22 protein-coding genes and 1 pseudogene are annotated in these 24,262 nt (G+C 61.3%); 11 read left to right on the top strand and 12 right to left on the bottom strand.

Going from position 1 to position 24,262, the window contains the following annotated elements; translation table 11 throughout:
* The first annotated feature begins 24 nt into the window (after positions 1–24).
* Positions 25–1,415: pseudogene (locus tag AB4Y97_RS00230) on the top strand (FAD-containing oxidoreductase).
* Between the two features lie 17 nt (positions 1,416–1,432).
* Here the strand turns inward: AB4Y97_RS00230 and AB4Y97_RS00225 are convergent.
* Entirely contained in the window at positions 1,433–2,125 is a 693-nt protein-coding gene (locus tag AB4Y97_RS00225) for a winged helix-turn-helix transcriptional regulator (RefSeq protein WP_441996978.1), read from the bottom strand.
* A 62-nt stretch (positions 2,126–2,187) separates the two neighbouring features.
* Between AB4Y97_RS00225 and AB4Y97_RS00220 the strand changes: the two genes are divergently transcribed.
* From AB4Y97_RS00220 to AB4Y97_RS00190, 7 genes are all read left to right on the top strand, one after another.
* On the top strand, positions 2,188–2,613 hold the full coding sequence (locus AB4Y97_RS00220) for a VOC family protein (protein WP_441996977.1): 426 nt from the start codon (positions 2,188–2,190) through the stop codon (positions 2,611–2,613).
* A 50-nt stretch (positions 2,614–2,663) separates the two neighbouring features.
* Positions 2,664–3,158 carry a VOC family protein gene (locus AB4Y97_RS00215; RefSeq protein ID WP_441996976.1) on the top strand — a complete coding sequence of 165 codons (495 nt, stop codon included), beginning with the start codon at positions 2,664–2,666 and terminating at the stop codon, positions 3,156–3,158.
* Positions 3,159–3,358: 200 nt separating this feature from the next.
* Positions 3,359–4,252: a MurR/RpiR family transcriptional regulator gene (locus AB4Y97_RS00210; RefSeq protein WP_441996975.1), complete on the top strand. Its 894-nt coding sequence runs from the start codon at positions 3,359–3,361 to the stop codon at positions 4,250–4,252.
* Complete coding sequence (locus AB4Y97_RS00205; RefSeq protein WP_441996974.1) at positions 4,249–5,613, top strand: aspartate aminotransferase family protein; 1,365 nt, start codon at positions 4,249–4,251, stop codon at positions 5,611–5,613. The genes AB4Y97_RS00210 and AB4Y97_RS00205 overlap by 4 nt, the downstream gene beginning before the upstream one ends.
* 34 nt (positions 5,614–5,647) lie before the next feature.
* Positions 5,648–6,613 (top strand): TAXI family TRAP transporter solute-binding subunit, encoded by a 966-nt coding sequence (locus tag AB4Y97_RS00200; RefSeq protein WP_441996973.1) that lies wholly within the window; start codon positions 5,648–5,650, stop codon positions 6,611–6,613.
* A 161-nt stretch (positions 6,614–6,774) separates the two neighbouring features.
* Positions 6,775–9,258, top strand: a complete 2,484-nt coding sequence (locus tag AB4Y97_RS00195) for a TRAP transporter permease (protein WP_441997392.1) — start codon at positions 6,775–6,777, stop codon at positions 9,256–9,258.
* Complete coding sequence (locus tag AB4Y97_RS00190; protein ID WP_441996972.1) at positions 9,255–9,884, top strand: aspartate/glutamate racemase family protein; 630 nt, start codon at positions 9,255–9,257, stop codon at positions 9,882–9,884. The genes AB4Y97_RS00195 and AB4Y97_RS00190 overlap by 4 nt, the downstream gene beginning before the upstream one ends.
* Positions 9,885–10,029: 145 nt before the next feature.
* On the opposite strand, the gene AB4Y97_RS00185 is transcribed toward AB4Y97_RS00190, so the two are convergent.
* The 3 genes from AB4Y97_RS00185 to AB4Y97_RS00175 form a co-directional block, all read right to left on the bottom strand.
* Positions 10,030–10,734 (bottom strand): DUF899 family protein, encoded by a 705-nt coding sequence (locus AB4Y97_RS00185; protein WP_441996971.1) that lies wholly within the window; start codon positions 10,732–10,734, stop codon positions 10,030–10,032.
* Positions 10,735–10,816: 82 nt separating this feature from the next.
* Positions 10,817–11,593 (bottom strand): VOC family protein, encoded by a 777-nt coding sequence (locus AB4Y97_RS00180; protein ID WP_441996970.1) that lies wholly within the window; start codon positions 11,591–11,593, stop codon positions 10,817–10,819.
* A gap of 10 nt (positions 11,594–11,603) precedes the next feature.
* The gene (locus AB4Y97_RS00175) at positions 11,604–11,957 is read right to left on the bottom strand and encodes a DUF1428 domain-containing protein (protein ID WP_441997391.1); all 354 of its coding nucleotides are present in this window, start codon (positions 11,955–11,957) and stop codon (positions 11,604–11,606) included.
* Positions 11,958–12,059: 102 nt separating this feature from the next.
* On the opposite strand from AB4Y97_RS00175, the gene AB4Y97_RS00170 reads away from it, so the two are divergent.
* The gene (locus AB4Y97_RS00170) at positions 12,060–12,518 is read left to right on the top strand and encodes a MarR family winged helix-turn-helix transcriptional regulator (RefSeq protein ID WP_441996969.1); all 459 of its coding nucleotides are present in this window, start codon (positions 12,060–12,062) and stop codon (positions 12,516–12,518) included.
* A 421-nt stretch (positions 12,519–12,939) separates the two neighbouring features.
* Here the strand turns inward: AB4Y97_RS00170 and AB4Y97_RS00165 are convergent, their stop codons facing one another.
* Positions 12,940–15,318: an aldehyde dehydrogenase family protein gene (locus tag AB4Y97_RS00165; RefSeq protein WP_441996968.1), complete on the bottom strand. Its 2,379-nt coding sequence runs from the start codon at positions 15,316–15,318 to the stop codon at positions 12,940–12,942.
* Positions 15,319–15,335: 17 nt separating this feature from the next.
* The gene (gene deoC, locus AB4Y97_RS00160) at positions 15,336–16,313 is read right to left on the bottom strand and encodes a deoxyribose-phosphate aldolase (protein WP_441996967.1); all 978 of its coding nucleotides are present in this window, start codon (positions 16,311–16,313) and stop codon (positions 15,336–15,338) included.
* Between the two features lie 176 nt (positions 16,314–16,489).
* Here deoC and AB4Y97_RS00155 point away from each other — a divergent pair, with 176 nt between their 5' ends.
* Entirely contained in the window at positions 16,490–17,149 is a 660-nt protein-coding gene (locus AB4Y97_RS00155; protein WP_441996966.1) for a GntR family transcriptional regulator, read from the top strand.
* Positions 17,150–17,179: 30 nt separating this feature from the next.
* On the opposite strand, the gene AB4Y97_RS00150 is transcribed toward AB4Y97_RS00155, so the two are convergent.
* From AB4Y97_RS00150 to AB4Y97_RS00125, 6 genes are all read right to left on the bottom strand, one after another.
* On the bottom strand, positions 17,180–17,989 hold the full coding sequence (locus AB4Y97_RS00150; RefSeq protein WP_441996965.1) for a nucleoside phosphorylase: 810 nt from the start codon (positions 17,987–17,989) through the stop codon (positions 17,180–17,182).
* Positions 17,990–18,046: 57 nt separating this feature from the next.
* Complete coding sequence (locus AB4Y97_RS00145; RefSeq protein ID WP_441996964.1) at positions 18,047–18,829, bottom strand: SDR family oxidoreductase; 783 nt, start codon at positions 18,827–18,829, stop codon at positions 18,047–18,049.
* Between the two features lie 41 nt (positions 18,830–18,870).
* Positions 18,871–20,004, bottom strand: a complete 1,134-nt coding sequence (locus AB4Y97_RS00140; RefSeq protein ID WP_441996963.1) for a pyridoxal phosphate-dependent aminotransferase — start codon at positions 20,002–20,004, stop codon at positions 18,871–18,873.
* 199 nt (positions 20,005–20,203) lie between these two features.
* Positions 20,204–21,199, bottom strand: coding sequence for an ABC transporter substrate-binding protein (locus tag AB4Y97_RS00135; protein WP_441996962.1), 996 nt, complete (start codon positions 21,197–21,199; stop codon positions 20,204–20,206).
* A 21-nt stretch (positions 21,200–21,220) separates the two neighbouring features.
* On the bottom strand, positions 21,221–22,024 hold the full coding sequence (locus AB4Y97_RS00130) for an ABC transporter permease (protein ID WP_441996961.1): 804 nt from the start codon (positions 22,022–22,024) through the stop codon (positions 21,221–21,223).
* Positions 22,025–22,031: 7 nt separating this feature from the next.
* The gene (locus AB4Y97_RS00125; RefSeq protein ID WP_441996960.1) at positions 22,032–22,775 is read right to left on the bottom strand and encodes an ABC transporter ATP-binding protein; all 744 of its coding nucleotides are present in this window, start codon (positions 22,773–22,775) and stop codon (positions 22,032–22,034) included.
* 603 nt (positions 22,776–23,378) lie between these two features.
* Between AB4Y97_RS00125 and AB4Y97_RS00120 the strand changes: the two genes are divergently transcribed.
* Positions 23,379–24,260 carry an alpha/beta fold hydrolase gene (locus AB4Y97_RS00120; RefSeq protein ID WP_441996959.1) on the top strand — a complete coding sequence of 294 codons (882 nt, stop codon included), beginning with the start codon at positions 23,379–23,381 and terminating at the stop codon, positions 24,258–24,260.
* Positions 24,261–24,262 lie beyond the last annotated feature (2 nt).

Below are 24,262 nucleotides of genomic sequence, written 5' to 3'. Positions count from 1 at the left end.
GCTGACGATCGTGATGGTGCTGCCATGAGCAGGCGTTTCGACGCAATCATCATCGGTGCCGGGCAGGCCGGCCCGCCGCTGGCCGGCCGACTGACCGGGGCCGGAATGTCCGTCGCCCTCGTCGAACGCAAGCTCTTCGGAGGAACCTGCGTCAATACCGGCTGTACGCCGACCAAGACACTCGTCGCAAGCGCCTATGCCGCCCATCTCGCCCGACGCGGTGTCGATTATGGCGTCATGCTCGATACACCGCCTCGCATCGACATGGCCCGCGTGAAGGCACGGGCCGATACTGTCTCGGCGAATGCCCGGACCGGTGTCGAGAGCTGGCTGCGCGGCATGAAAGGATGCGCGGTCATCGAAGGCCACGCCCGCTTTCTTGGGCCGGATATGATCGGCGTTGGCGATGAGAGACTGAGCGCGCCGCGCATCTTCATCAATGTCGGCGGACGCGCTGTCGTGCCGGACTGGCCCGGTATCGATCAGGTCTCCTATCTCACGAACACCTCCATCCTTGCGCTTGATCGGGTGCCTGAACATCTCGTCATCATCGGCGGCAGCTATATCGGGCTCGAATTCGCGCAGATGTATCGGCGGTTCGGAGCTGAAGTGACGGCGTCGAGAAGGGAGCGCGACTGATCGCTCGCGAAGATGAAGATGTTTCGCAGGTGATCCGCGAGATCGTCGAGGGAGAAGGCATAACGGTGCGCACCGGTGCCGAATGCATCCGCCTCGCACCGCATGCGAAGGGTGTGGCCGTCGGCGTCGACTGCACCTCGGGCGATCCCGAGATTGTCGGCACGCACGTGCTCCTCGCCGTCGGCCGCCGCCCCAACACCGACGATCTTGGTCTCGACAAGGCCGGTGTCGCGACGGATACGCGCGGATACATCCAGGTCGACGATGGTCTCGCCGCCAATGTGCCGGGCATCTGGGCGCTTGGCGACTGCAACGGCCGCGGCGCCTTCACCCATACGGCCTACAACGACTTCGAGATCGTTGCCGCCAATCTCCTCGACGGCGAAGAGCGGAAGGTAAGCGACCGCATCCCCGGCTACGCCCTCTACATCGATCCGCCCCTGGGTCGCGTCGGCATGACGGAAGCCGAGGCTCGCGCGAGCGGCCGGCCTCTGCTCGTCGGACATCGTCCCATGAGCCGCGTCGCACGCGCTATCGAGAAGGGCGAGACACAAGGTTTCATGAGGGTCGTCGTCGACGCGCAGACGCAGAAGATCCTTGGCGCCGCGATCCTCGGCACAGGGGGCGACGAGGCAATTCATGGCATCCTCGACATGATGAATGCCGACATGTCTTACACGACGTTGCAACGCGCCGTGCCGATCCATCCGACCGTGTCCGAACTCATTCCGACGATGCTGGGCGAAATGAAGGCCGCTGGCGGAAAGCAGACTTAGGAGAGACTGCTCCAGCGTCAGTCCGGCCGTTCGACCTTGGAGGGAAGGGGAAACAAGCCGACGAACCGTTCGGCAAGCGCGCGGTCGCCCTCGATCCGCAGCATACCTTGGGCCTCGAGCGCATCCAGCGGCTGGCCGCCGTAAATCGCGCTGGCGAGAACCTGCGGCTCTCCTGAGAAAATCATATCCGCTTCGTCTAGCGCGCCTCTCGCGATCTCAATCCGGCCGTCGGCAAGATGGCCAAGAAAGGTCTCCGACTCCAACCGGAAGCCAACCCGCATATCGATTCCTTCTGCCCGCTCCGGATCGAGCATCGTCCGGAGCGACAGCAGAAGGGAGGCCGCACTGAACGGCAGGCTCGGATCATGGGCGGGCGATCTCGCAGCCCACCGGCCGAGGGTCTGGAAGATGGGCTCGCTCTCATAGCCCCAGGCCGTCAGCTCGTAGACCTGGACCCCGGCGGGTGGGGGCAGCTTGCGCCGCTTAAGCACGCCGACCGCGTCCAATCCCTCAAGGCGCTGGGTGAGGATGTTCGCGCTGATTCCGGGAAGCCCCTCGCGCAAGTCGCTGAACCGCTTGGGGCCGAACATGAGCTCCCGCATCACAAGAAGCGCCCAGCGCTCTCCGATCAGGTCGAGCGCATGCGCGGTGGCGCAGGCATCCTCATACCGGCGGCGCTGATGAGTGTTAGTAATTTTTTCTAACTTCATAGTTGCTTTTTATAACTTATCGCGACATCATCGTCAAACAATACAGCTTGAAGGGGAATGCCATGGCCAAGCTCATTTTCATTAATCTGCCTGTTGCCGATCTCGAACGCGCGACCGCGTTCTACGAGGCGGTGGGTGCCGAGAAGAACGAGCAGTTTTGCGACGCTACCGCATCGTGCATGGTCTTTTCCGAGACCATCCACGCGATGCTGCTGACCCATGACAAATTCCGCCAGTTCACGCCGAAGAAGATCGCCGATGCACGGGACGTCAGCGAAGTGCTGATCTGCATCTCGGCGGATAGTCGCGAAGCCGTCGACGATATGGTCGGCAAGGCTCGCGCCGCAGGCGGTCGCGTCGATCCCTGCCCGCAGCAGGATTATGGTTTCATGTATGGCCGCAGCTTCGAAGATCCGGATGGGCATATCTGGGAAGTGATGTGGATGGATCTGGCGGCAGCCCAAGCCGCTATGACGGCAAGCGTCTGATCCGTGATCGATGCTCGCATCCTCGAGCTCATTCTGCAATGGACAAGCCCATGTCGAAGATAGCCCCATGCCTGTGGTTCGACGGCCAAGCGGAGGAGGCGGCGAATTTCTACGTCTCCACGTTTCGAGATTGTGGCCAGGATGCCGCGATCAAGGACGGCATGCGCTACGGGAAGGCAGGTCCCGGGTCGAAGGGAAGAGCCCTGAGCGTGACGTTCATGCTTGCGGACCGGGAGTTCATTGCCCTCAACGGAGGGCCTCACTTCACCTTTTCCCCGGCAATCTCCCTGTTCGTGAAATGTGCGGATCAGGCCGAGGTGGACCGGTTCTGGGCAAGGCTTTCGGAAGGCGGCAAAATCGAGCGATGCGGCTGGCTCACGGATAAATTCGGCGTGTCGTGGCAGATCGTTCCTACCGTCCTTGGCGACATGTTGCGGGATGCCGATCCGGCACGAGCGGAGCGCGTCATGAAGGCGCTTCTGCAGATGACCAAGCTTGAGATCGATACTCTCGAGAAAGCCTACGATGGCATGACAACTGTGTAGCGCGAGATCATTCGCTGCGTGGCGAGCAGGGCCGCTCGACAGCCGCGACAGGGTCGGCGGCCGGATCAAACCTCAAGCGGCCTTCCATCGAAGCCGGTCGCGCAAGGCAGGCCTATGTGAGGCGCTGCTTCCATATGTTTCAACCAAAGTCGTAGTGAAACATATGTTGCGATCTGCCAGGGCGGCGCTAGAGTGGATGCATGTCAGACGTGCCGATAGCTGATCGGATTCTTGCGATCTTCGACGACCTGCCGGCCCAGCACCGGCTCGCGGCCCGCTGGCTGCTCGACCATCCGGACGATGTTGCCCTGCTGTCGATGCGCGAACAGGCGAAACGGATAGGCGTGCCGCCCGCGACGATGACGCGGCTGGCGCAGCGGCTGGGCTATGACGGCTTCGACGGCCTCAAGGAGATCTACGTCGCCTTCCTGCGCGGCCGGCCCGATCACTTTGCCGACCGGGCGGAGAAGCTTTTGCGGCGTCGCACGCTCGATGGCGATGCCGCGTTCACATCGGATCTTCTGTCGGGCCTTGCCGGTCATCTGCAGTTGCTGAGCAGTCCCGATACTCTGTCAGCGATCGCAAAGGCCGCCGACATCGTCGTCCAGCGCGACCGGCTTTTCTGCATCGGGGCCCGTTCATGTTACTCGGGCGCTCATCTCGGCGCCTATCTCCTCTCGCTCATCGGAGAGCACACGGTGCTTGTCGATGGAGCGGGCGCGATCGGGCTCGACACGTTGCGCGCCATCGGTCCGGGCGATGCGCTGCTGGCATTGACCATCGCACCTTATACCCGCGTGACCGTCGAGGCGGTCGCCTTTGCTCGGGAGCGGGGGGCGAGCATCATCGCCATTACCGATAGCGCGGTCTCGCCCATTGCGCGGCACGCGACGGCCACGATCATCGTTCCGACGGCCACCCCTTCCTTCCTTCAAACCGTCGCTCCCGCGCTGATCGTCGTTGAAAGCATTGCCGCGCTCGTCGCGGCGCGGCGTGGCAAGAAGGCCGTGTCCGCCATCGCCGAAGCGGAGGCTCATCTCGAGCGCTTCGGCTCCTATTACACGGACAGCACCAGCAAAGGGCGGATATCGTGACAGCAAACACTACCGCCACAAGAACCACGCGCATACTTCATCGGCAGATCGCAGGGGGCGACAGGCTGCCCATCGCCGTTGCGGGGCATGGCATCGAGATCGTCGACAGCACGGGCAAAGCCTATATCGACGCCTCGGGCGGGGCGGCGGTTTCCTGTCTCGGCCATGGTCATCCGCGCGTCAATGCGGCCCTGAAGGCGCAGGTTGACCGGCTCGCCTACGCCCACACGTCGTTCTTCACGACCGATGTCGCCGAGGAACTCGCCGACCATCTGATAGCCCATGCCCCGGCGGGCCTCGATCACGTCTATTACGTGTCGGGAGGATCCGAGGCGATGGAGGCCGCGCTCAAGATGGCGCGGCAATATTTCATCGAAAAGGGCGAGCATGGCCGCGTCAATTTCGTCGGGCGGCGGCAGAGCTATCACGGCAACACGCTCGGCGTGCTCGCCGTCGGTGGTAATCTCTGGCGGCGCCAGCAATTCGCGCCGATGCTCTTCGAGAGCCACCATGTCTCTCCGCCTTATGCCTATCGCGATCAGCGTCCCGGCGAGACGATGGAAGCCTATGGCGAGCGGCTCGTCGCCGAGTTCGAAGCGAAGCTCGTCGAGATTGGCCCGGAGACCGTGATCGCCTTCGTGGCGGAAACCGTCGGCGGCGCCACTCAGGGCTGCACCACCGCGCCGCCTGGTTATTTCAAGCGCATCCGCGAGATCTGCGACCGGCACGGCATTCTTCTCATTCTTGATGAGGTGATGTGCGGCATGGGCCGTACCGGCACCTTGCATGCCTGCGAACAGGAAGGCATTTCGCCGGACCTTATGGCCATCGCCAAGGGATTGGGCGGAGGCTACCAGCCGATCGGAGCGGTTCTGCTGAGCGGCGAGATCTTCGCTGCGATCAGGGACGGGAGCGGCTTCTTTCAGCACGGCCACACATATCTCGCGCATCCGCTCGCCTGTGCGGCGGCCCTCGCCGTGCAGAAGACGATCGAGGAGGAGAACCTTCTTGCCAACGTGCGCAAGCAGGCCGCCCATCTCGAGCGCCGGCTCAAGGAGCGTTTCGGCAATCACCATCACGTCGGTGATATCCGCGGGCGCGGCCTGTTCTGGGCCATCGAGTACGTGACCGACCGGACCACGAAGGCGCCCTTCGATCCGTCGTTCAAGCTCAATGCCCGCGTGAAGCGCGAAGCCCTGGCGCGGGGACTGGCGTGTTACGCCATGCCGGGGACCATCGACGGCAAAACCGGGGATCACAACATGTTGGCGCCGCCCTTCATCTGCACCAGCCAGGATATCGACACCATCGTCGAACGCCTGGGCGATGCGGTGGATGCGGCCATCCAGTCAATCGCTTAAGTCCACCAGTGCATTCAACCAGAGGGGAACAAACATGAATGCGAAACTTGCAGGCCTTGTCGCTCTTGGATTGTCGGTCGGTTTGTCGGCACCGGCCGCCGCCCAGCAGAAATTCGTCACCATCGGCACCGGCGGCGTGACCGGTGTCTATTACGCGGTCGGCGGCTCGATCTGCCGTCTCATCAACAAGGACCGCGCCAAGACCGGCATTCGCTGCTCGACGGAGTCGACCGGCGGCTCGGTCTTCAACGTCAATGCCATCCGTACTGGCGAGCAGGAATTCGGCCTGACCCAGTCCGACGTGCAGTTCAACGCCGTCAAGGGCCTCGCCCAGTTCAAGGATACCGGGGCCGACAAGGATCTGCGCGCGGTCTTCTCCGTCCATCCGGAGCCGTTCACCGTGCTCGCGCGCAAGGAAGCCGGCGTCACGAAATTCGCCGACTTCAAGGGCAAGCGATTCAATGTCGGCAATCCCGGCTCGGGAACGCTCGCCTCGATGGAAGAACTTCTCAAGGAGCTCAACTGGACCAAGGGCGATTTCTCGCTCGCTGCCGAGTTGAAGGCCGATGAGCAGGGCACCGCGCTCTGCGACAACAAGATTGACGGCTTCTTCTACGGCGTTGGCCATCCCTCCGCCGCGATCCAGGACCCGACCACCGCCTGCGGCGCGAAGCTGGTTTCGCTTGACGGCCCGGCGGTCGACAAGTTGGTGAGCGAGAAACCCTACTACGCCAAGGCAACGATCCCCGGCGGCATGTATGCCAACAACCCGAACCCGACGACGACCTACGGCGTCGTGGCGACGGTGGTCAGCTCGGCGAAGGTGTCCGATGAGACGGTCTACACGCTCGTGAAATCCGTGTTCGACAATCTCGACGAGTTCAAGAAGCTGCACCCCGCTTTTGCCAACCTCGACCCGAAGGCCATGATCCAGAACGGCCTCTCCGCTCCGCTCCATCCTGGTGCGGTGAAGTTCTATAAGGAAAAGGGCTGGATGTAAGCCGCGACAAAGGGCGGGCCGCATGAACGCGGCCCGCCCTTTTTATTGATTGGGCGAGGGGGATTGCGATGCCGCGCATCGAAGAAAGCGCCACGGCCACGCGCGCCGTATTGGAAGAAATGGTGGCGGAGGCCGATACCGGAGGCCGCAAGCCGAAGGGAATGACACGCGCCTTCCTGTTCTGGACGGCGATTGCCTGGTCCCTGTTCCAGATATGGTACGCGTCTCCCCTTCCGTTCGCGTTGAAGATCGGCGTCTTCAACGACTTCGAGGCCCGCGCGATTCATCTCGCCTTCGCGATGACGCTGGCCTTCCTGACCTTTCCGCGCGCCAAGGCGTCGCCACGCTCCTATGTTCCGCTATATGACTGGATCCTGGCGGCGCTCGGCGCGGCCTCGGCCCTCTATCTGTTCTTCTTCTATCGCGATCTCGCCCAGCGCCCTGGCCTGCCGACCACGCTCGATATCGCGGTTGCGGTTACGGGCATCCTTGTGCTGCTCGAGGCGGCCCGCCGTGCCGTCGGGCCGGCGCTTGCCGTCATCGCTGCGCTGATGCTCGCCTATATCTTCGCCGGACCCTGGCTCGGCGGCGTCTTCGCCCATCGTGGCGCCTCCGTGGGGCGCGCGGCCTCGCAGATGTGGCTCACTTCGGAGGGCGTGTTCGGCGTCGCGATCGGCGTCTCGACAAGCTTCATCTTTCTCTACGTGCTGTTCGGCACCCTCCTCGAGAAGGCGGGCGCGGGCCACTACTTCATTCAGATGGCCTATTCCCTGCTCGGTCATTATCGCGGCGGGCCTGCCAAGGCAGGCGTCGTCGCGTCGGGCATGACTGGGATGATCTCCGGATCGTCGATCGCCAACACGGTGACCACGGGCACCTTCACGATCCCGCTGATGAAGCGGGTGGGCTATCCCGCCGTGAAGGCTGGCGCGATCGAATGCGCCGCCGGCGTGAACGGCCAGTTGATGCCCCCGGTCATGGGCGCTGCCGCCTTTCTCATCGCGGAATATGTCGGCATCTCCTATGCCGAGGTGGTGAAGCACGCCTTCATCCCGGCGCTTCTGACCTATGGGGCGCTCTTCTACATCGTCGATATCGAGGCCATGAAAATGGGTCTCGTCGGCGGCACGCGCACGCGCGTCCACCCGCTATCCGAGCGTCTCGTGAAGGCGCTGGCGACCTGGTGCGGCGTCATCATCCTCGCAGGCATCGTCTATTTCACGCTTGGCGCATTAAAGGCGGCCATGGGGCCGCAGGCCTCCTGGCTCATCGGCCTCGGCCTCGCGGCGGCCTATGCCGGCTTGCTCTGGAACAAGGCGCGGCATCCCGATCTCCCCGAGGACGATCCGAGTTCGCCGACCATGGCGGTGCCGGACTTCTACGAAACGGCCCGGACGGGACTGCACTACCTGATCCCCGTCATCGTGCTCATCTGGTGTCTGCTGGTGGAGGAAATGTCTCCCGGCCTCGCCGCATTCTGGGGCACCGTGACGCTCGCTTTCGTCATCCTGACCCAACGGCCAATCATCGCTTTCTTCCGCAAGAAAGGCGACATGGCGCGGGAAGTCCGGCAGGGCGTAAGCGAATTCATCAATGCGCTTGAAGCCGCCGCGCGCAACATGACGGGCGTGGGCATCGCGACTGCCGCCGCGGGCATCATCGTCGGCACGGTGGCGCTCACCGGCATCGGTCTCGTGATGACCGAGATCGTAGAAGCCGTCTCCGGCGGCAACCTCATCGTCATGCTGATCCTCACCGCGGCGATCTGCCTTGTGCTCGGCATGGGTATGCCGACAACGGCGAGCTACGTCGTCGTCGCGACGCTGATGGCTCCGGTGCTGATCGAAATTGCGGCGCAGAACGATCTCGCCGTGCCGCTCGTCGCGGTGCATATGTTCGTCTTCTATTTCGGCCTGATGGCGGACGTCACGCCTCCCGTAGGACTTGCGGCCTATGCGGCGGCGGCAATTTCCGGTGCGGATCCGGTGAAGACGGGTATCCAAGGCTTCAAGTACGAAATCCGCACCGGCCTCCTGCCTTTCATCTTCATCTTCAACACGGAGCTTTTGCTGATCGATGTACAGAGCTGGTGGCGGTTCGTGCTCGTACTCGCCGGTGCCGTTGTCGGCATGGCCTGTTTCGTGGCGGCGAGCCAGAACTGGCTTCTCGTGCGTAACAGGCTATGGGAGAGCCTCGCGCTGCTGGTGATCTGCTTCACGCTGTTCCGGCCGCATTTCTGGCTCGACCTCGTACAACCCGCTTTCGAGAGCAAAGGGCCGGCTGCCATCGCCGCGCAAGTGGATGCGACGCCGAAGGACGGCACGCTGCGCCTACGCGTCCAGAGCGAGAGCCGCGCCGGCGACGAGGTCGAGAAGCTCGTCCGTCTCAGCCTGCGGGCCGAGGGAGCTGCCGAACAACGGCTTCGGGCCACGGGGCTCATCCTGGCGAAGCAGGGCGACGACACGATCGTGCGCTCCGCAGCGCTCGGCAGCGAAGCAGCGAAGTACGGATTGCGGCCCGGCGACACGATCCACGCCGTCCTCGTCCCTGTCGACCGGCTGAACCCCTATTGGATCACATTGCCGGCCCTGGGGCTGTTGGGTCTGATCATCGCTCTGCAGCGCCGCCGGAGGGCAGCGGCATGAGAATCGCGCTCATCCATGCGCTCCGCCATTCGCCGCCGCCGATCGAGGATGCGTTCCGGCGGGTCTGGCCCGAGCCGACGCTGGTGAACCTCCTCGATGACTCGCTCTCAGCGGATCTCGCGCGGGATGGCGAGATCACTCCGGCCATGACGGAGCGCTTCCTGCGCCTTGGGCGCTACGCTCGGGACACCGGCGCTGACGGGATCCTTTTCACCTGTTCGGCCTTCGGCCCGTGCATCGACGCCGTGAAACAGGACCTTCCGGGGGTTCCCGTCCTCAAGCCGAACGAAGCCATGATCGAGGAAGCCCGCGCGCAAGGATCCCGCATAGGTCTCATGGCGACCTTCGCGCCGACCCTCGCCTCCATGCCCGCCGAGTTCCCGCCTGACGTGACGCTCTTGCCGACACTGATCGAAGGTGCTCTTGCCGCCCTCGATCGCGGCGATGGCCCCGAGCATGACCGCCTCGCCGCAGAGGCGGCAACCAGCCTGCACGATTGCGACGTGGTCGCGCTCGCCCAGTTCAGTCTTGCCCGCGCGGCCGATGCGGTCGCCGCAGCCTGCGCCAAGCCTGTTCTCACGACCCCCGACAGCGCAGTCCGAAAGCTACGGGCGCTTCTCGCGTGAATCGCGGGTATTCCAGGCTTGGGGGCCCGAAGCCTGGAAGATTCGCTTATCCCTGCAACGTAGAAGTTCGGCCAAGGTCGGCCCCATGCCAAAAGGCCGAATCTGCCCGTTGCCCAGAAAAGCCGGCGGGTTCGATCTGGCGGGATCACGCCTCGTAATTCAACCTTGGATACCAATCCGTGCCCCGTCCTTCCGGCGTGGTGTCCAGCACGTTCCACACCGGGGCAAGATCAGGGGCACCGCGGGGATCCTGACCGGGGTCAGCAGAATCGCCTGTCATCTCTCCACTCCAGAAATGGCGGATGGTCCCATCGCGCCGGGTGAAGACGTTGAAGCCCGGAATCTCCGAGCCGTCCGGCAATACGCCATGATAGTCGCGGGAATAGTTCCCGTTGAGGTCGCTGTAGAGTTGCAGGTTCGTCCACCCGCGCTCCTGTTTCCAGGCGATCAGCCGCTCGATTGGCGAGCGGGCGATGACGGCGAGAGCCATGCGCTGTTGGATGTCGGCGGCGTTGCCTTCCAGGGCGCCGAGCATATTGGTGCACATGGGGCATGGACGATCACGCTGCGGACCGAACATGTAGCTGTAGGTGGCCAGCGTCTGCTTGTCGCCGAAGAGATCGGCGAAGCTCACCGGGCCGCGTTCCCCTTGGAAGCGATAATCGCCCATCACCTCGCCGCCGGGCGGCAAGGCGCGGCGCTGGGCAGCGACGCGCTCCAAATGCCGGCGCAGTTCGACCTCTTCCGCGAGCAGGGCCGTGCGGGCGGCGCGGTATTCGGCACTCTCGTTCGGGAAGCGCACCAGACTGCGCTGGGCGAGTTCGGCGGCAGGGATGAGGATATCAGCCATGAGGCGCTCCTTCGGGTCATGGTCGATCAAGAAGCTGCGGACCAGAGTTGCCGGGCCCCCTTCAAGGTGCCGCTACTCATCCTCATCGCTTACGGGGACCGACGAGGCCGAACTGGGCACCCTGCGGATCGGCGGCGACAATGATGTAGACGCCGCCGGGCACCTCGGCGGGGCCATGGTGGATCGTGCCGCCGTTGCCGGAAACGGCTCGCGCGGCGACGTCTATATCCTCGACTCCAAAGTAGAAGGTCCATGCGGGCGGCGGTCCGCCGACGCTCCGGGTCATCATCGCGCCGATCATGCCGCCGTGGTGCGTGATGAACTGATAGTCGCCCATGTCGCCCATCGGCATCGCGTCGCCTTTCTCCCAGCCTAAAAGCCCGGTGTAGAAGGCAAGCGCCGCTCCCTGATCGTTGGTTGCGAGCTCGTTCCAGTGGCAATGGCCAGGTTTGGCTTGGGCAAAGGACGTGCTCGTTCCCTCCATCGCGCCTCGCATCACGTAGAATGCGACCCCCTGCGGATCCGAGACCATCGCGAAGCGACCCACGCCGGGAATATCGGTGGGCGCCACATATTGCGTGCCGCCGGCCCGAACGACCTCGGCCGCTGTCGCGTCGACATCGGTGACCCCGACATAGCCCAGCCATCCCGGACGCATGCCCACGCAGTCGGTGTCGGCCAGGATCGTCATCACGCCGGCGACATCCGCGTCGCCGGTCCCTAAGATCCTATAGTCGCGGTCGGAACCTTCGGCTGGCCGGACCCGCCAACCGATCACAGCGCCATAGAACCGGCTGGCGGCGTCGGCATCGGTCGTCAGAAGTTCATACCAGATGAAGTCACCATGTTGATTGGGCATGCCGATTTCCTCAGACGTCGAGGATCGGCGCGAAGCCACCGAAGATCATGCGCTTGCCGTCGAATGGCATCTGCGCACCCATCGCCTTCATGCGCGGATCGGTCATGATCTTCTCGTTCGCGGCGTCACGGACCTCCTTTGACGGATACTCGATCCAGCTGAACACTACGATCTCGCCGTCCTGCGCCTTCACGGCAGTCCGGAAATCCGTGAGCTTGCCGTCCGGCACGTCATCGCCCCAGCATTCAACGAAGCGGGTCGCGCCAAATTCCTTGAACAAGGGTGCGGCCTCGGCGGCGTGCTTGCGATAGACCTCCTTGTTGGCAGCAGGTACGGCTACCACGAAGCCATCCACATATTTCATCATTGCTCTCCCTTGGCTTATTCGACGGCGGCTCGCCACAAATGCGTGAACTGGTCATAGGATGTTCTTGACGATTCTGGTTGATATCAACATATTTAGATCATGTCAAAACTGGTCCCATTCGCAACCACATTGGAAGTACGCGACACGTGCCTCTGTCTGTATGTTCAGCGGGCGGCCCGTACGCTCGCGCGGCAATTCGACGAGGCGTTGCGGCCGGTCGGGCTGACCAACGGGCAGTTCTCGCTGCTGAATGCCCTCAACCGGCCTGAGCCGCCGGCGGTCGGAAAGGTCGCGCAACTGCTCGCGATGGATCGGACGACGCTCACCGCAGCCTTGAAGCCGCTCGAACGGGACGGCCTTGTGACGGTTGCCGTTGATCCAAACGATCGCCGCAACCGTCTTCTCCGCCTCACCGACGAAGGGCAGAGGGTGCTTGCTGCGGCCGTTCCGATCTGGCGGGAGACTCATGCCGCCATCGAAGCCGGACTGTCCGAGCTCAAGCCTGACGGCCTGCGGGACGCACTGAATATCCTCTCGCAGTCCAATCTGCGAACGTGAATGCCGGCCGTTGTTGGAGCCCGTAGAGAGTAGGGCTCGCCCGACAACGGTATTTCCTGCCTATCGGCAGTCGCAGGCTGATCGTCCGCTACCGATCATAAACGGAATCGCATGCCGTCGCATGAACTCGCTGTTACTGACGATACCGGGCTATCGACAGCGTCGGTGATACGGTGGAGTTCTTCTCTTCTAAACACCGCGTGGGTCCAATGCTCAGCTTCAAATCTCAAGAGAGAGCGCCCGCGTTATCTTGGGCGGGTTCGATATGGATCCATATGATGCGCAAACAGGCGAGACTTGCCTATAATTTGCAGCGTCACCGCCAAACAATTCGAAATCATCGCCGCATGAGCCTTAATGACGAGGCGTGTCCGTTTCGTCTCGTCTCCAGACAGAATTTGCGACAAAGCCCACGCGGTAGTCACTCGCCATAGGGGATCCAGACATTTTTCACCTCGGTTGCGCGACGCAACCAAACATCTTCATGAGCTCCCTCCACCTGCCAGTCTATGGCAAGCCCAGCATTGGTCCAAACACGCTTCACGTTACCAGCCGATTCCGCCTCGACGGCTCGACAGACCTCGCTTTCGACGACGCACCAGAGTCCGTCGACGTCATCGTGACGGGCCAGGACCAGGGCAAGTTCGGCGCTCCGCCCGGTGACGATGTTGATCGACCCAGCTGGAAGATCCGAGGTTTCCAGAACCTGATAGAGATCAGTGGCGACCAGCGGATATCGGGCGGAAGGAACCGCTATCACGCGATTGCCCATGGCGAGCGCGGGCGCGATCATCGAAACGAGACCCAAAAGCGGCGTATCGTCCGGCGCGACGATCCCGATCGTGCCGACCGGCTCGTTCATGGCGATCGCGACCCCGCGCATGGGTGGAGAGTGAACGCGGCCTTCGAACTTGTCCGCCCATCCGGCATAGGCGAAGATGCACCGGATCGAGAGTTCGACCTCATTCTTCGCGGCATCAGTCCCCATCCCCGTCAGTTGTTGCAGGCGATTGGCGAATTCCAACGCGCGCGACGACAGGTTCTCCGCCAGGAAATAGAGGACCTGCGAACGGTTATAGGCTGTCGTCTCCGCCCAGCTGTGGCAGGCCCGCGCGGCCGTGACCGCATCGCGGATGTCCTTACGATTTCCGAGACCGACCTCTCCTGCGAACCGTCCCGCGCTGTCGGCAACGTGCATCGAATAATTGCCGTCCGGCCGAATCTGCTTTCCGCCGATAAAAAGCTTGGGGGTGCGGTCGATAAAGGCAAGGTTCTCCGTTGGCTGCCTCTCTGTGGCTTCGGGCTGCGGCAAGGATTTGTACAACGGCGCGGAAGTCCTTTGAGGGACAAGATATTCCTGCAATCCTTCACGGCCGCCTTCGCGGCCAAACCCGCTCTCGCGATATCCGCCGAAGCCGCAGCTGGCGTCGAACATGTTGGTGCCGTTCAGCCAGACAACGCCTGCTTTCAACTGCGGCGCGACGTGGAGCGCCGCGTTCATGTTCTCGCTCCACACGGATGCGGCAAGACCGTAGCGGCTGTTGTTGGCGAGTTCGATGGCCTCCTCGATGGTGCGGAACGTCATCGCGACGAGAACCGGGCCAAATATTTCCTCTTGCACAAGGATGTTGGCGGACGAAACGTTGGTGATGAGGGTCGGTGGATAGAAGAGGCCGGAGGACGGAAGCGCGCAATCCGGCTGCCAGCACACCGCCCCTTGCTTCTCCCCTTCCGCGACCAGCTCGCGAATGCGCGCAAGCTGTACGGGCGCGACGATAGCACCGATATCGGTGTTCTTATCGAGCGGGCTGCCGATGCGCATTTGCGCCATGCGGGCTTTTGTCTTCGCGATGAACCTCTCCGCAATGCTTTCATGCATCAGGAGCCGCGATCCGGCGCAGCACACCTGTCCCTGGTTGAACCATATGCCATCGACAAGGCCTTCGACGGCACTGTCGAGATCCGCATCCTCAAGGACGATGAAGGGCGACTTGCCACCGAGTTCCAATGACAACTTCTTGCCGGACCCTGCTGTCTCTTTTCGGATCAGCTTGCCGACCTCGGACGATCCCGTAAAGGCGATCTTTGCGATATCCGGGTGCCGGACAATCGCCGCGCCAGCTTCCGGGCCTCCAGGCAGAATATTCACGACGCCCTTTGGCACACCGCAACGCTCGCACATTTCGGCGAACAGAATGGCCGTCAGCGGCGTGAACTCCGCCGGCTTCAGAACGACGGTACAGCCAGCCGCAAGAGCTGGCGCGATCTTCCATGCCAGCATCAGCAGCGGAAAGTTCCAGGGTATAATCTGCCCGACGACACCTGCGGGCTTGTAGCCCGGAAACTCCCGCTCGATCGCCTGGGCCCAGCCCGCGTGGTACAGAAAGTGACGAACCGCGAGGGGAATGTCGATGTCTCGGCTTTCGCGGATCGGCTTGCCGTTGTTGATCGATTCCAGCACGGCAAAAAGGCGTGCATTGCGCTGCAGCATGCGCCCGAGCGCGTACAACACGCGAGCCCGCCTGAAGCCCGATGTGGCCCCCCAGGCGACTTGCGCATCGTTCGCAGCGGCGACCGCGGCATCGACATCGTCGACACCGGCATAGGCTATACTGGTGATCGCGCGGCCCGTGGCAGGCTCGATAACCTCGAAGGTCTCGGCCGATGCGGGCGCCCGCCAGGAGCCGTCGATGAAAAGTGCTTCGTCAAAGTTTCGTTGCGCCAGCCAAGCATCAGCCTCGTTGCGGGCCTCTGGGGACGGTCCATATTCCATGGTGGCGTACTTCTCCAGAATGTTCACGGCATTCCCCGTCGTTATCATGCGATTGCGTGGCGGTGGTTGGCCGAATATCGGCCAGTCAGAAAATGTTCGAGCTGCCGCTCGATATCGGTGAGAAGGCTGCTTGCGCCGAACCGGAATAGTCCGGGATCCAGCCAGGTCAAACCAAGTTCTTCGCGCATGAGAGCAAGCCAGTCGAGAGATTGCTTGGCGGAAGAAATTCCGCCGGCGGGCTTGAATCCGACGAGCCAGCCTGTGCGCTCATGGTATGTACGAATGGCCCGAGCCATCGCAAGTCCGACAGGAAGCGTGGCGTTGACGGTCTCCTTGCCGGTCGAGGTCTTCACGAAGTCGGCGCCCGCCATCATGGAGACGAGGGAGGCCCGCATTACGTTGCGCAACGTGGACAACTCGCCGGTCCCGAGAATGACCTTGAGATGGGCCTCGCCGCAGGCGGCCCGAAAGGCTTTGACTTCATTGTACAGAGCTGACCATTGCCCACTCAGCACATGCCCTCGTGTGATGACAACGTCGATCTCGGTTGCTCCATCGGCAACCGATTCCTCGATCTCCCGCAGACGGGTCGCGAAGGGAGCGAGCCCATGCGGGAACGCAGTCGAAACAGCGGCGACCTGGATTCCAGTGCCGCGAAGGGCCTCGACCGCCGTCGCGACAAAAGGATGATAAACGCACACGGCCGCGGGACGGATGACGGTATCGCCAAGTCCGAGTTGAGCGGCCATTTCCGGTCGCAGCGGCTGCTTTGCCTTGGCACAGAGGCGTCGCACACGTTCGTCCGTATCGTGGCTCGACAGCGTCGTCAGGTCCATACAGGCGATGGAGCGCAACAGCCAGGCAGCCTGATACTCGCCCTTGATGCTGCGTCGGCGCGTAAGCGTTTGCGCGCGCCTTTCCAGCGCGCTCCGATTGACATGGCGTATGTCGTCGAGCCAGCTCAGATCAAGGTCAATTCCAGGATTTCTCTGGTGACCGCTATGATTGACAGACGACGTCATCGGCAAACTCCGCATTGAAGACTCTCACGGGGCATTCCAAGGAATAATAACTTATCCTTGCCCAGAGTTGACCGCCAGAGGCAACTTCGCATACTGAAGGTACAGTTCTGTATGCAACATCGCATTTTTTCGGCGGAAATCAATTCATGCCACGAATTAAGCAAAAGCCGGAATCCATGAATGAAGCAAGCCCTCCCGGTCCGGCCAGTAGTCGCATCAAGAAGGACCTTGAGGATAAGATTCTGACCGGAGACCTTAAGGCCGGCGCACGGTTGGACGAGAATGCCCTCGCGACCCTTTATGGCGTGTCGCGGACGCCCGTTCGTGAAGCATTGCGGGAGCTGGCGAGCGCGGGGCTGGTATCGATACGCGCGCGCCGCGTGGCGACGGTCGCGCAACTCACGACCTCCGAGCTCATCGAGTTCTTCGAGGCGATGGCCGAGCTTGAGGCTTCCTGCGCTTATCTCGCCGCCACGCGGCTGACGGCTGCCGACGGCCAGAATCTGACCGATGCACATGCGGCTTGCATCGAGGCGGCCTCCTCCAACGATCCTGATCGCTTCTATTCCGCAAACGGCGACTTCCACGAGGCTCTCTACAAGGCGGCCAGGAACCGTTTCATCGGCGAGCAGGCCTCGCTTTTCCGGCGTCGCCTGGAGCCGTACCGACGGATCGTCACTTATCATCCCGGGCGCATTGCGGTTTCGCTCAAGGAACACCAGCTCATTATCGATGCCATCCTGGCCATGCAGCCGGAAGCGGCGGCGGCCGCATCGCGGGCCCATCTCGATTTCCTGCGGCGAGATATCGCCATCATTCTGGATTCGCTGCGCTGAGATGACCGGCTCGTCCGTTGGGGGTGGACATTACAGACCAGGATACCAACGCGCCTTCCCTAACTCGACAGCGCGCGCATCGCGGGCGGCAAGAAGTTCGATCGCGCGAGACGCCACACGGCAGGCCAGCCGGATGGCCTCTTCCGAGGGCTCCCGCTTGCGCGTGATCCGGTTTGACCCGACCGCGCAGATGCAACCGCTCCGCAAGCCGAACAACGAACCAAGCACGAAGAGAGTAGCCGCCTCCATCTCGATATTGGCGACGCGTTGCTGGCGGAAATCATCAACGATGTGCGCGATATGCGATGGCCGATAGGCCTGAGGCGTGGGATTGTCCTGACCCGCGAAGAAGGAATCGACGCTGGCCGTCACGCCAACAGTATAGGTCGCGCCAAGTTCTTCCGCCGCTTCGATCAGCGCGTATGTCACGGCAATGTCGGCAGCGGCCGGATACTCTCGTCCAACATAGGCGTCAGCCGCGCCGGACAGGCGAACGGCAGCACTCGATATGACGAGTGTCCCGCAGGCAATCTCTTCCTGCAAGGCCGCGCAGGTGCCGACACGAATGAACGTATCGACGCCGCATGCCGACAGTTCCTGAACGGCAATATCCGTGGAAGGGCCGCCGATGCCGGTCGAACAGGCCGCAAGCTGCGTCGTACCGATCGTACCCCGCGCGACACGGAACTCGCGATTGAACGAGATTTCTTCGTAGCTTGCCCAATCTTCGCCGATCAGGGGAACGCGGCTGGGATCTCCGGGAATGATCGCGTAGCGCGGAACGTCGCCAGGCGCGATCTTGACGTGCATCTTCCGCTGAGAGGCTGTGGCGTCAGACATGGTGTTTCCTTTTTCGCTCGATTGTAGGTTGGGATCACGCCACTTCCAACAGTGAACTCAGATGACCGAGCGACGCGACGCTATTCCGCCGTCTACGGTAAAAATGGCGCCGGAGGTATACCCGGACCGATAGGACGCCAGAAAAACGATCAGATCCGTTATCTCGTGAATATGCGCGGGCCTCTTAAGCGGGTAGCGCTCGAGTAGATCGGTATACTTTCCCTCATCGCCGTACCAGGTCTTCGCGCGTTTCTTCAACATATTGTAGATGCGATCGGTATCGACCGGACCGGGGTTGACGCCAACGACCCTGATGTTGTCGTCGAGGCTGTGGCCGCCGAGGGCTCGCGTGAAGGCCATCAGACTCGCATTGCCTGTCGTCCCGGCGATGTAGTTGGGATCGAAGACCTCGCCGCCATTGCCAATGTTGTTGATGATGACACCGCCACCGCGAGCTTTCATGCGCGGGTAGATGGCGCGGGTCAGGTTGATATAGCCGAAGACCTTGAGCTCCCAGCCCTCACGCCACTTGTCCTCGTCGACATCCCACAGATCGCCGCTGGGAATGACGCCGGCATTGTTCACCAGGACATCCACTTGTCCGGCCTCGGCCACCACGCGCTCGATTGCGTCCGGCTCGCAGAGATCCAGCGCTTGCACAGTGACTTTGACGGAACAAGAGGCGGCCAGTTCCGCTTTGATGGCTTCGAGCTTATCGGACGAGCGCGCGACGAGATGCACGTCGCAACCTTCGTCGGCAAAGGCATTCGCAAGCCCCTCCCCAATTCCCTGTGACGCTCCCGTGATCAGAACCTTCTTTCCAGAAAGACCGAGATCCATTGGACATTCTCCTATGCGAACGCAACGCCACGCGGCGCGGTTCAAAAAAGCTTTGTGGTTTCGTTAAGGCCGCGTGCGCTTTCCACCATCTCCGGTAGGAGCGTAGTAAATTCCTCGATCCATTCGGTCGGAACGCTGGTACTGACCTTCACAAAGCGATCCCCGAAAGTAGGCGTGTGATATGCACCTTGTCGGATCATGATCTTTCGCTTCTGATACCCGGCCACGAGAGCCTCCGGTGCGATACCGGCGCCGTGGGTTTCAAGAACGACGAAGTTGCCGTTGGACGGGTATACCGGTAACGACAGACCGGGAATCCCGCCGATTGCTTCCATGATGAGCTTTTGAATCATGCGCTGCTGCGCGAGAACGCCCGGAAACCATTCATTCTTGATGCTGAGGCCCGCGATCGCGGCTCGCTGGGAGAGAATGCTCGATCCAAGATTGTTCGGTGGAGCGGCTGTCAGTTGCTCGATGATGTCGGGATTGGCTACGACTGCACCGACGCGCAAACCGGCAAGCCCCAGCCACTTGGAGAAGCTGTAGATGGTCAGGGTCCGTTCAGGATAACGGGTCGCGGCAAGCGTATGGTCATAGGCGAAGTCGCGATACGTGCAGTCGTGAATGAGATAAGCGCCGGCAGCGCGGACAATGTCGACGATGGCGTCGATTTCGGAGGGCGTGCAGGCCGTTCCCAAAGGATTGTTGGGATCGACAAGATAGACGACCTTTGTCTTCGGAGTAATGGCCGCCGCAAGTCTTTCAGGAGAGAGCCGGTAGGAATGCTCTTCCCCATAGATCGGGATCTGCCTCACAGAAGCGCCGACGGAGCGAGCAAAGGCCATCGGCCAGTTCCAGGTCGGATCGGTCGTAATGAACTCGTCGCCTGGACCGAGCAAGGTGTGGCAAGCATGGTAAAGCGAGGCCACGGCCCCATCGGAAACCAGCGCCGAGAAACCCTCGAGGCCCAGATCGGCGATGATCCCTGCGCGAAGCTCCTCGAGCCCGGCAGGCGGCGCGTAGATATGAAACTCCTCATCGTGAATGCTGCGCAGCATCGCCTCGGTAACGGCGGGATGCGGGCGGGCATGATTGGTGTTCTGCCCCAGCCAGCGTAGATCGGGCGTATTCACCAGTCGGTCGAAGTGGGCGTTACGAAGCTCGAAGGACTTCACGGAGCAGGTCCTTTTTCGGGTTGTTAAAGGTCAGCCGAAAGGGATGTCTCAGGGTATCTTCCCGAGACATGAGTGACCGGATGTGGCCAGAGTGCGTTCGTTGCTGGGGTGCTTTCCGATCCGATTGAATCGGAAAGCACTCTTACTTTGCCGTATTTGTCCCGCGCAGAACCGGCTCCCCGCTTCTGCGGAAAATGCCCTAGGGCGCCGGCACGAAGCTCGTGTTGATCATGGCGTCGACATCGACCTGGCCCGTGAGTCCACCGAACTCACGCAGGACGTCGACCGTGCTGGCGACGTCCTGACGGTCGAAGCTGCACAGGCCCTTCTGGGCGGCCCGTTCCGTGAAGATGAGGCTGGCCTGCAGATCGAGTTGGCGGCGCTGTTGTTCGGCCGCGAGCTGAGGATTGTTCGCGAGAACAATCTTCAGCGTTTCCTCGCGGTTGCTATAGGCATATTTATAGCCTTTGACTGTGGCTTCGACGAAGCGCCGAACGACATCCGGCCGCTCTGCAATCATCTTCTTGTTTGTGAAGATCACTTCGGCCGCGGCCGAAATCCCGTAGTCGGCGGCCGGCATGGAGGTGGTCTTCATGCCTGCCAGCTCGATTGCAACAGGGCCGTTGATTACGAATCCTGAACGAGCGTCGACGGTGCCTTTCATCAGCACTTCGTTGCCGCTCGCATTGACGGTGTTGATCTGGTCGAGCTTCACACCAGACTTGGACAACATCGCCTTGATCAGCGTCCACGGGCCACCCTCATCGTAAGCAACGCGCTTGCCGATGAGATCCTTTGGTGTCTTGATCCCGCTCGATTCAAGCATGTAAAGGCCGCCCGGGTGTTTCTGCCAACAAGCGGCCACGGCGACGAGCGGCATGCCACGGCTGACCCCCGTGATGATGTTTGGAGAGTCGTTTGCGCCAAAATGCTCGTCTCCCGACGCCACCAGTTGGTTCGGGTTGACCTGCACGCTGCCTGGACGGATTTCGACATCAAGGCCGGCATCGCGATAGAAGCCTTTCTCGAAAGCGATGATGTAGGCGGCGGCCTGCACATTCGCGATCCATGGGAGGCGCATGACGACCTTGTCGTTGGCAAGCGATGGCGTCGCGAGTGCGAGGGCCAGGGCGAGTGCCGAAGCGAAAATTCTTCCGATTTTCTTCGTGTATTTGACAGTAGCGATGTTACGCATTTCTTTTCCCCTCTTTTGGTTTTAGCCCATGCGTGCTTCGGGCCAGTACAAGCAAAGCTTCTCCACGGCGACGACAACGTAGTAGAACAGTACTGAAGCGATGCAGGACACGATGATCCCGGCGAACAGCATGACGGCGTCCTGCTGATATCCTGCCGTCACGATAAGCGTGCCGATCCCGAGATTAGCGCCGGTAAACTCGGCGACGATGGCCCCCACGACGGCAAGACCGGAGCTGATCTTGAGCGCAGCGAATGTGAAGGGCATGGCCGCGAATATGCGGACATGAAGCAAGCCCTGAATCCGACTCGCATTCACAAGTGAGAGAAGTTCGCCAATCTCGCGGCTGATGGACCCGAGGCCACGATAGAAATTGATGAGGATGGGGAAAAAGCACGCCAGAGCGGCGACCGCGATCTTAGGCGCAATGCCAAAGCCGAGCCATATGGTCATCAGGGGCGCGATGGCCAATATCGGAATCGTCCTGATGATAATGGTCCATGGCATCAGCGCACGCGCTGCTGTTCTGGAAAAGACGAAGAGAGTGCCGAGTCCGACCGCAATCAGAAGGCCGAGGAAGAATCCTGAGATCGCCGCAATCATCGTGATCGAGAGATTGCTCCATAGCAGCCATCTCTCCTTCCAGATGCGCAGAAAAATCTCGGACGGCGTCGGCAACAGATATTGCGGGATCTGCAGAAACGCGACCGCATATTGCCAGATGAGCAGCCCAAGTGCGAACAACGCGATTGACGGCCAGTTTTCCTGGAGGGATGAGGCGGCCCGCGTGAGGAAACTGTTATGAAGGTGCGAAGGAGTGTTCACGACTGCCTCAAGACTTTTGCTGATCCGGATCCCGAAGCATTGCCTCGAGACGCATGAGCTGTTCGACGAAGTTCGGCTTGAGCCGCAACGAAGGCTCGCGAGGTCGCGGCAGATCCGCTGCGACAGAACCGGTGATGCGCCCAGGGCGCGCTTGCATCACCGCCACCTCGTCGGAGAGGAACAAAGCCTCCGACAGGGAATGGGTGACGAAAATCGTCGTTATGCCCGTTTCGGCCCAGATCCGCAGAAGCTCTTCCTGCATATCCTGGCGCGTGATTTCGTCGAGAGCGCCGAAGGGCTCGTCCATCAGCAGGATGGCCGGAGAGTCCGCCAATGCGCGCGCGATCGAAACCCGCTGCCGCATACCGCCCGAAAGTTGAGCTGGATAGGATTTGCGAAAGTCGTGCAGCCGCACGAGTTCCAGATAGGCCTCTGCGCGCTCGAGCCGCTCCTTGCGCGTATGAACTCCCAGGATTTCCATGGGGAACAGCACATTCCCCAAAACGGTGCGCCAAGGCAGCAGCGTCGCATCCTGGAAGACGAAGCCAATACGATTTTTGCGGCGGAACTGTTCAGGGCTTTGACCAAGGACCGTCACCGTTCCGGTGGTGGGCGAGAGGAGACCGCTGATGAGACGCAGCATTGTCGACTTGCCGCAGCCACTTGGGCCGACGAGCGACAGGAACTTGCCGCGCTCGACCTGCAGGTCGATTCCCTGAAGGGCAGTCCAGCCGCCCCCGGCGGCGAGCAAGAAGGTCTTGGATAGGCCGCTTATTTCGATTGCAAGCTCACGTTTGGGCAAAACTTTCACCTCTGTCGCGGCAACAGACTGGTGCGCGGCTCCCATCATCGGTTTACCTTTGTTGCTGGCCTAACGTTCGATGGAGGCTAGCGGCGATTCTTCATCATGTATACAAGAAAAATGTTTTGGTGCGCAAAAATCTAATTCCTGTGCTTACTGGTACTTCGAGGGAATGCCAGGACTAAGGCAAGAATCCGGAATGGATGGACTGCGCGGTTTCATTTCAGATACGCCCAGAAATGGAATGGAGGGGGAGTGCCGTACTCACGAAAGTCGCCGATGGCCTAGTGTCTTGCCCATAGCCCTTCGCCTGACGTCAAGAGTTGGTGTCACAGGTGCTTTGGGATGATTGGGTCCGGGGTTGAGCGCCGCCGGGAAAATTCACGATTCATATATGCACATATAAACTTGATGCATACACAAACATATGCATTGTATATCTGACGTGCGACTGGCTAAGTTTCTGTGGTATTTTGCCGTCATGGGGAAGCCTGGGGTTCAAGGTGTTCCGTAGCCTCGTCTTGGACAGTCCGGTAATCTGAGGAGCGAAAAATGGCGTTCGCCACCACCGACGACGGCGTAAGGCTCTTCTACGAGTCCGCAGGAACCGGGTCGGCTATCATCTTCGTGCATGAATTCGGTGGAAGCCATTGGAGCTGGGAGCCCCAGCTCGGCTACTTCTCCCGGCGGCATCGATGTGTCACGTATGCCGCCCGTGGATATCCGCCATCCGATATCCCTGAGGATGTCGAAAAATACTCCCAGGCCCGTGCGGCCGACGACATCATCGAGGTGATGAGTGCCGCAGGCATCGAAAAAGCCCATATCGTGGGTCTTTCGATGGGTGGTTTCGCATGCTTGCACGCTGCCATCCGCCACCCCGATCGCATCCTCTCCGCAGTTATCGCCGGCGCGGGTTATGGGGCTGAGAAGGCCCACGAAGAATATTTCCGAGGCATCTCGGAACAGGTGGCGAAGAACTTCGAGGCACACGGTGCGGAAAGCTTCGCGCCGATCTACGCGGAAGGTGCTTCACGCGTCCAATTTCAGAACAAGGATCCTCGTGGGTGGAAACTCTTTGCGGAGCGGCTTGGTAAGCATTCCAGCTTAGGTGCGGCCAATACGATGCGGGGCGTCCAGATGCGTAGGCCATCCCTCTACGATCTCAAATCGGAACTCGAAATGCTTGACGCCCCCATCCTCGTCATGGTCGGCGACGAAGACGATCACTGCATCCAGCCGGGAGTGTTCCTGAAGAAAACGATTACCCGCTGTGGCCTGGCGGTGCTTCCGAAAGCCGGCCACACCCTGAATCTGGAAGAGCCGGAGCTGTTTAATCGGATGATCGCGGAATTCATCGCGCAGGTCGAAGCCGGCAGTTGGAGCCCGCGCGACCCACGGGCCAACCCGTCACAGATCATGAGAACGAATTGAGA

It is taken from the genome of Microvirga sp. 2TAF3 (genome assembly GCF_052114965.1).
Taxonomy (GTDB): domain Bacteria; phylum Pseudomonadota; class Alphaproteobacteria; order Rhizobiales; family Beijerinckiaceae; genus Microvirga.
The sequence above is the reverse complement of the archived record's forward strand: the minus strand, read 5'-3'. Positions and strand labels throughout refer to the sequence as shown.

Excerpts from the sequence above, each read along its gene's own strand:
- AB4Y97_RS00190 (WP_441996972.1), top strand. The coding sequence starts at position 9,255 with ATGAGAATCGCGCTCATCCATGCGCTCCGCCATTCGCCGCCGCCGATC.
- AB4Y97_RS00155 (WP_441996966.1), top strand. The coding sequence starts at position 16,490 with ATGAATGAAGCAAGCCCTCCCGGTCCGGCCAGTAGTCGCATCAAGAAG.
- AB4Y97_RS00180 (WP_441996970.1), bottom strand. The coding sequence starts at position 11,593 with ATGCCCAATCAACATGGTGACTTCATCTGGTATGAACTTCTGACGACC.
- AB4Y97_RS00195 (WP_441997392.1), top strand. The coding sequence starts at position 6,775 with ATGACACGCGCCTTCCTGTTCTGGACGGCGATTGCCTGGTCCCTGTTC.
- AB4Y97_RS00145 (WP_441996964.1), bottom strand. The coding sequence starts at position 18,829 with ATGGATCTCGGTCTTTCTGGAAAGAAGGTTCTGATCACGGGAGCGTCA.
- AB4Y97_RS00200 (WP_441996973.1), top strand. The coding sequence starts at position 5,648 with ATGAATGCGAAACTTGCAGGCCTTGTCGCTCTTGGATTGTCGGTCGGT.
- AB4Y97_RS00175 (WP_441997391.1), bottom strand. The coding sequence starts at position 11,957 with ATGAAATATGTGGATGGCTTCGTGGTAGCCGTACCTGCTGCCAACAAG.
- AB4Y97_RS00170 (WP_441996969.1), top strand. The coding sequence starts at position 12,060 with ATGTCAAAACTGGTCCCATTCGCAACCACATTGGAAGTACGCGACACG.
- AB4Y97_RS00135 (WP_441996962.1), bottom strand. The coding sequence starts at position 21,199 with ATGCGTAACATCGCTACTGTCAAATACACGAAGAAAATCGGAAGAATT.
- AB4Y97_RS00150 (WP_441996965.1), bottom strand. The coding sequence starts at position 17,989 with ATGTCTGACGCCACAGCCTCTCAGCGGAAGATGCACGTCAAGATCGCG.
- AB4Y97_RS00215 (WP_441996976.1), top strand. The coding sequence starts at position 2,664 with ATGTCGAAGATAGCCCCATGCCTGTGGTTCGACGGCCAAGCGGAGGAG.
- AB4Y97_RS00220 (WP_441996977.1), top strand. The coding sequence starts at position 2,188 with ATGGCCAAGCTCATTTTCATTAATCTGCCTGTTGCCGATCTCGAACGC.
- AB4Y97_RS00210 (WP_441996975.1), top strand. The coding sequence starts at position 3,359 with ATGTCAGACGTGCCGATAGCTGATCGGATTCTTGCGATCTTCGACGAC.
- AB4Y97_RS00225 (WP_441996978.1), bottom strand. The coding sequence starts at position 2,125 with ATGAAGTTAGAAAAAATTACTAACACTCATCAGCGCCGCCGGTATGAG.
- AB4Y97_RS00185 (WP_441996971.1), bottom strand. The coding sequence starts at position 10,734 with ATGGCTGATATCCTCATCCCTGCCGCCGAACTCGCCCAGCGCAGTCTG.
- AB4Y97_RS00120 (WP_441996959.1), top strand. The coding sequence starts at position 23,379 with ATGGCGTTCGCCACCACCGACGACGGCGTAAGGCTCTTCTACGAGTCC.
- deoC (WP_441996967.1), bottom strand. The coding sequence starts at position 16,313 with ATGACGTCGTCTGTCAATCATAGCGGTCACCAGAGAAATCCTGGAATT.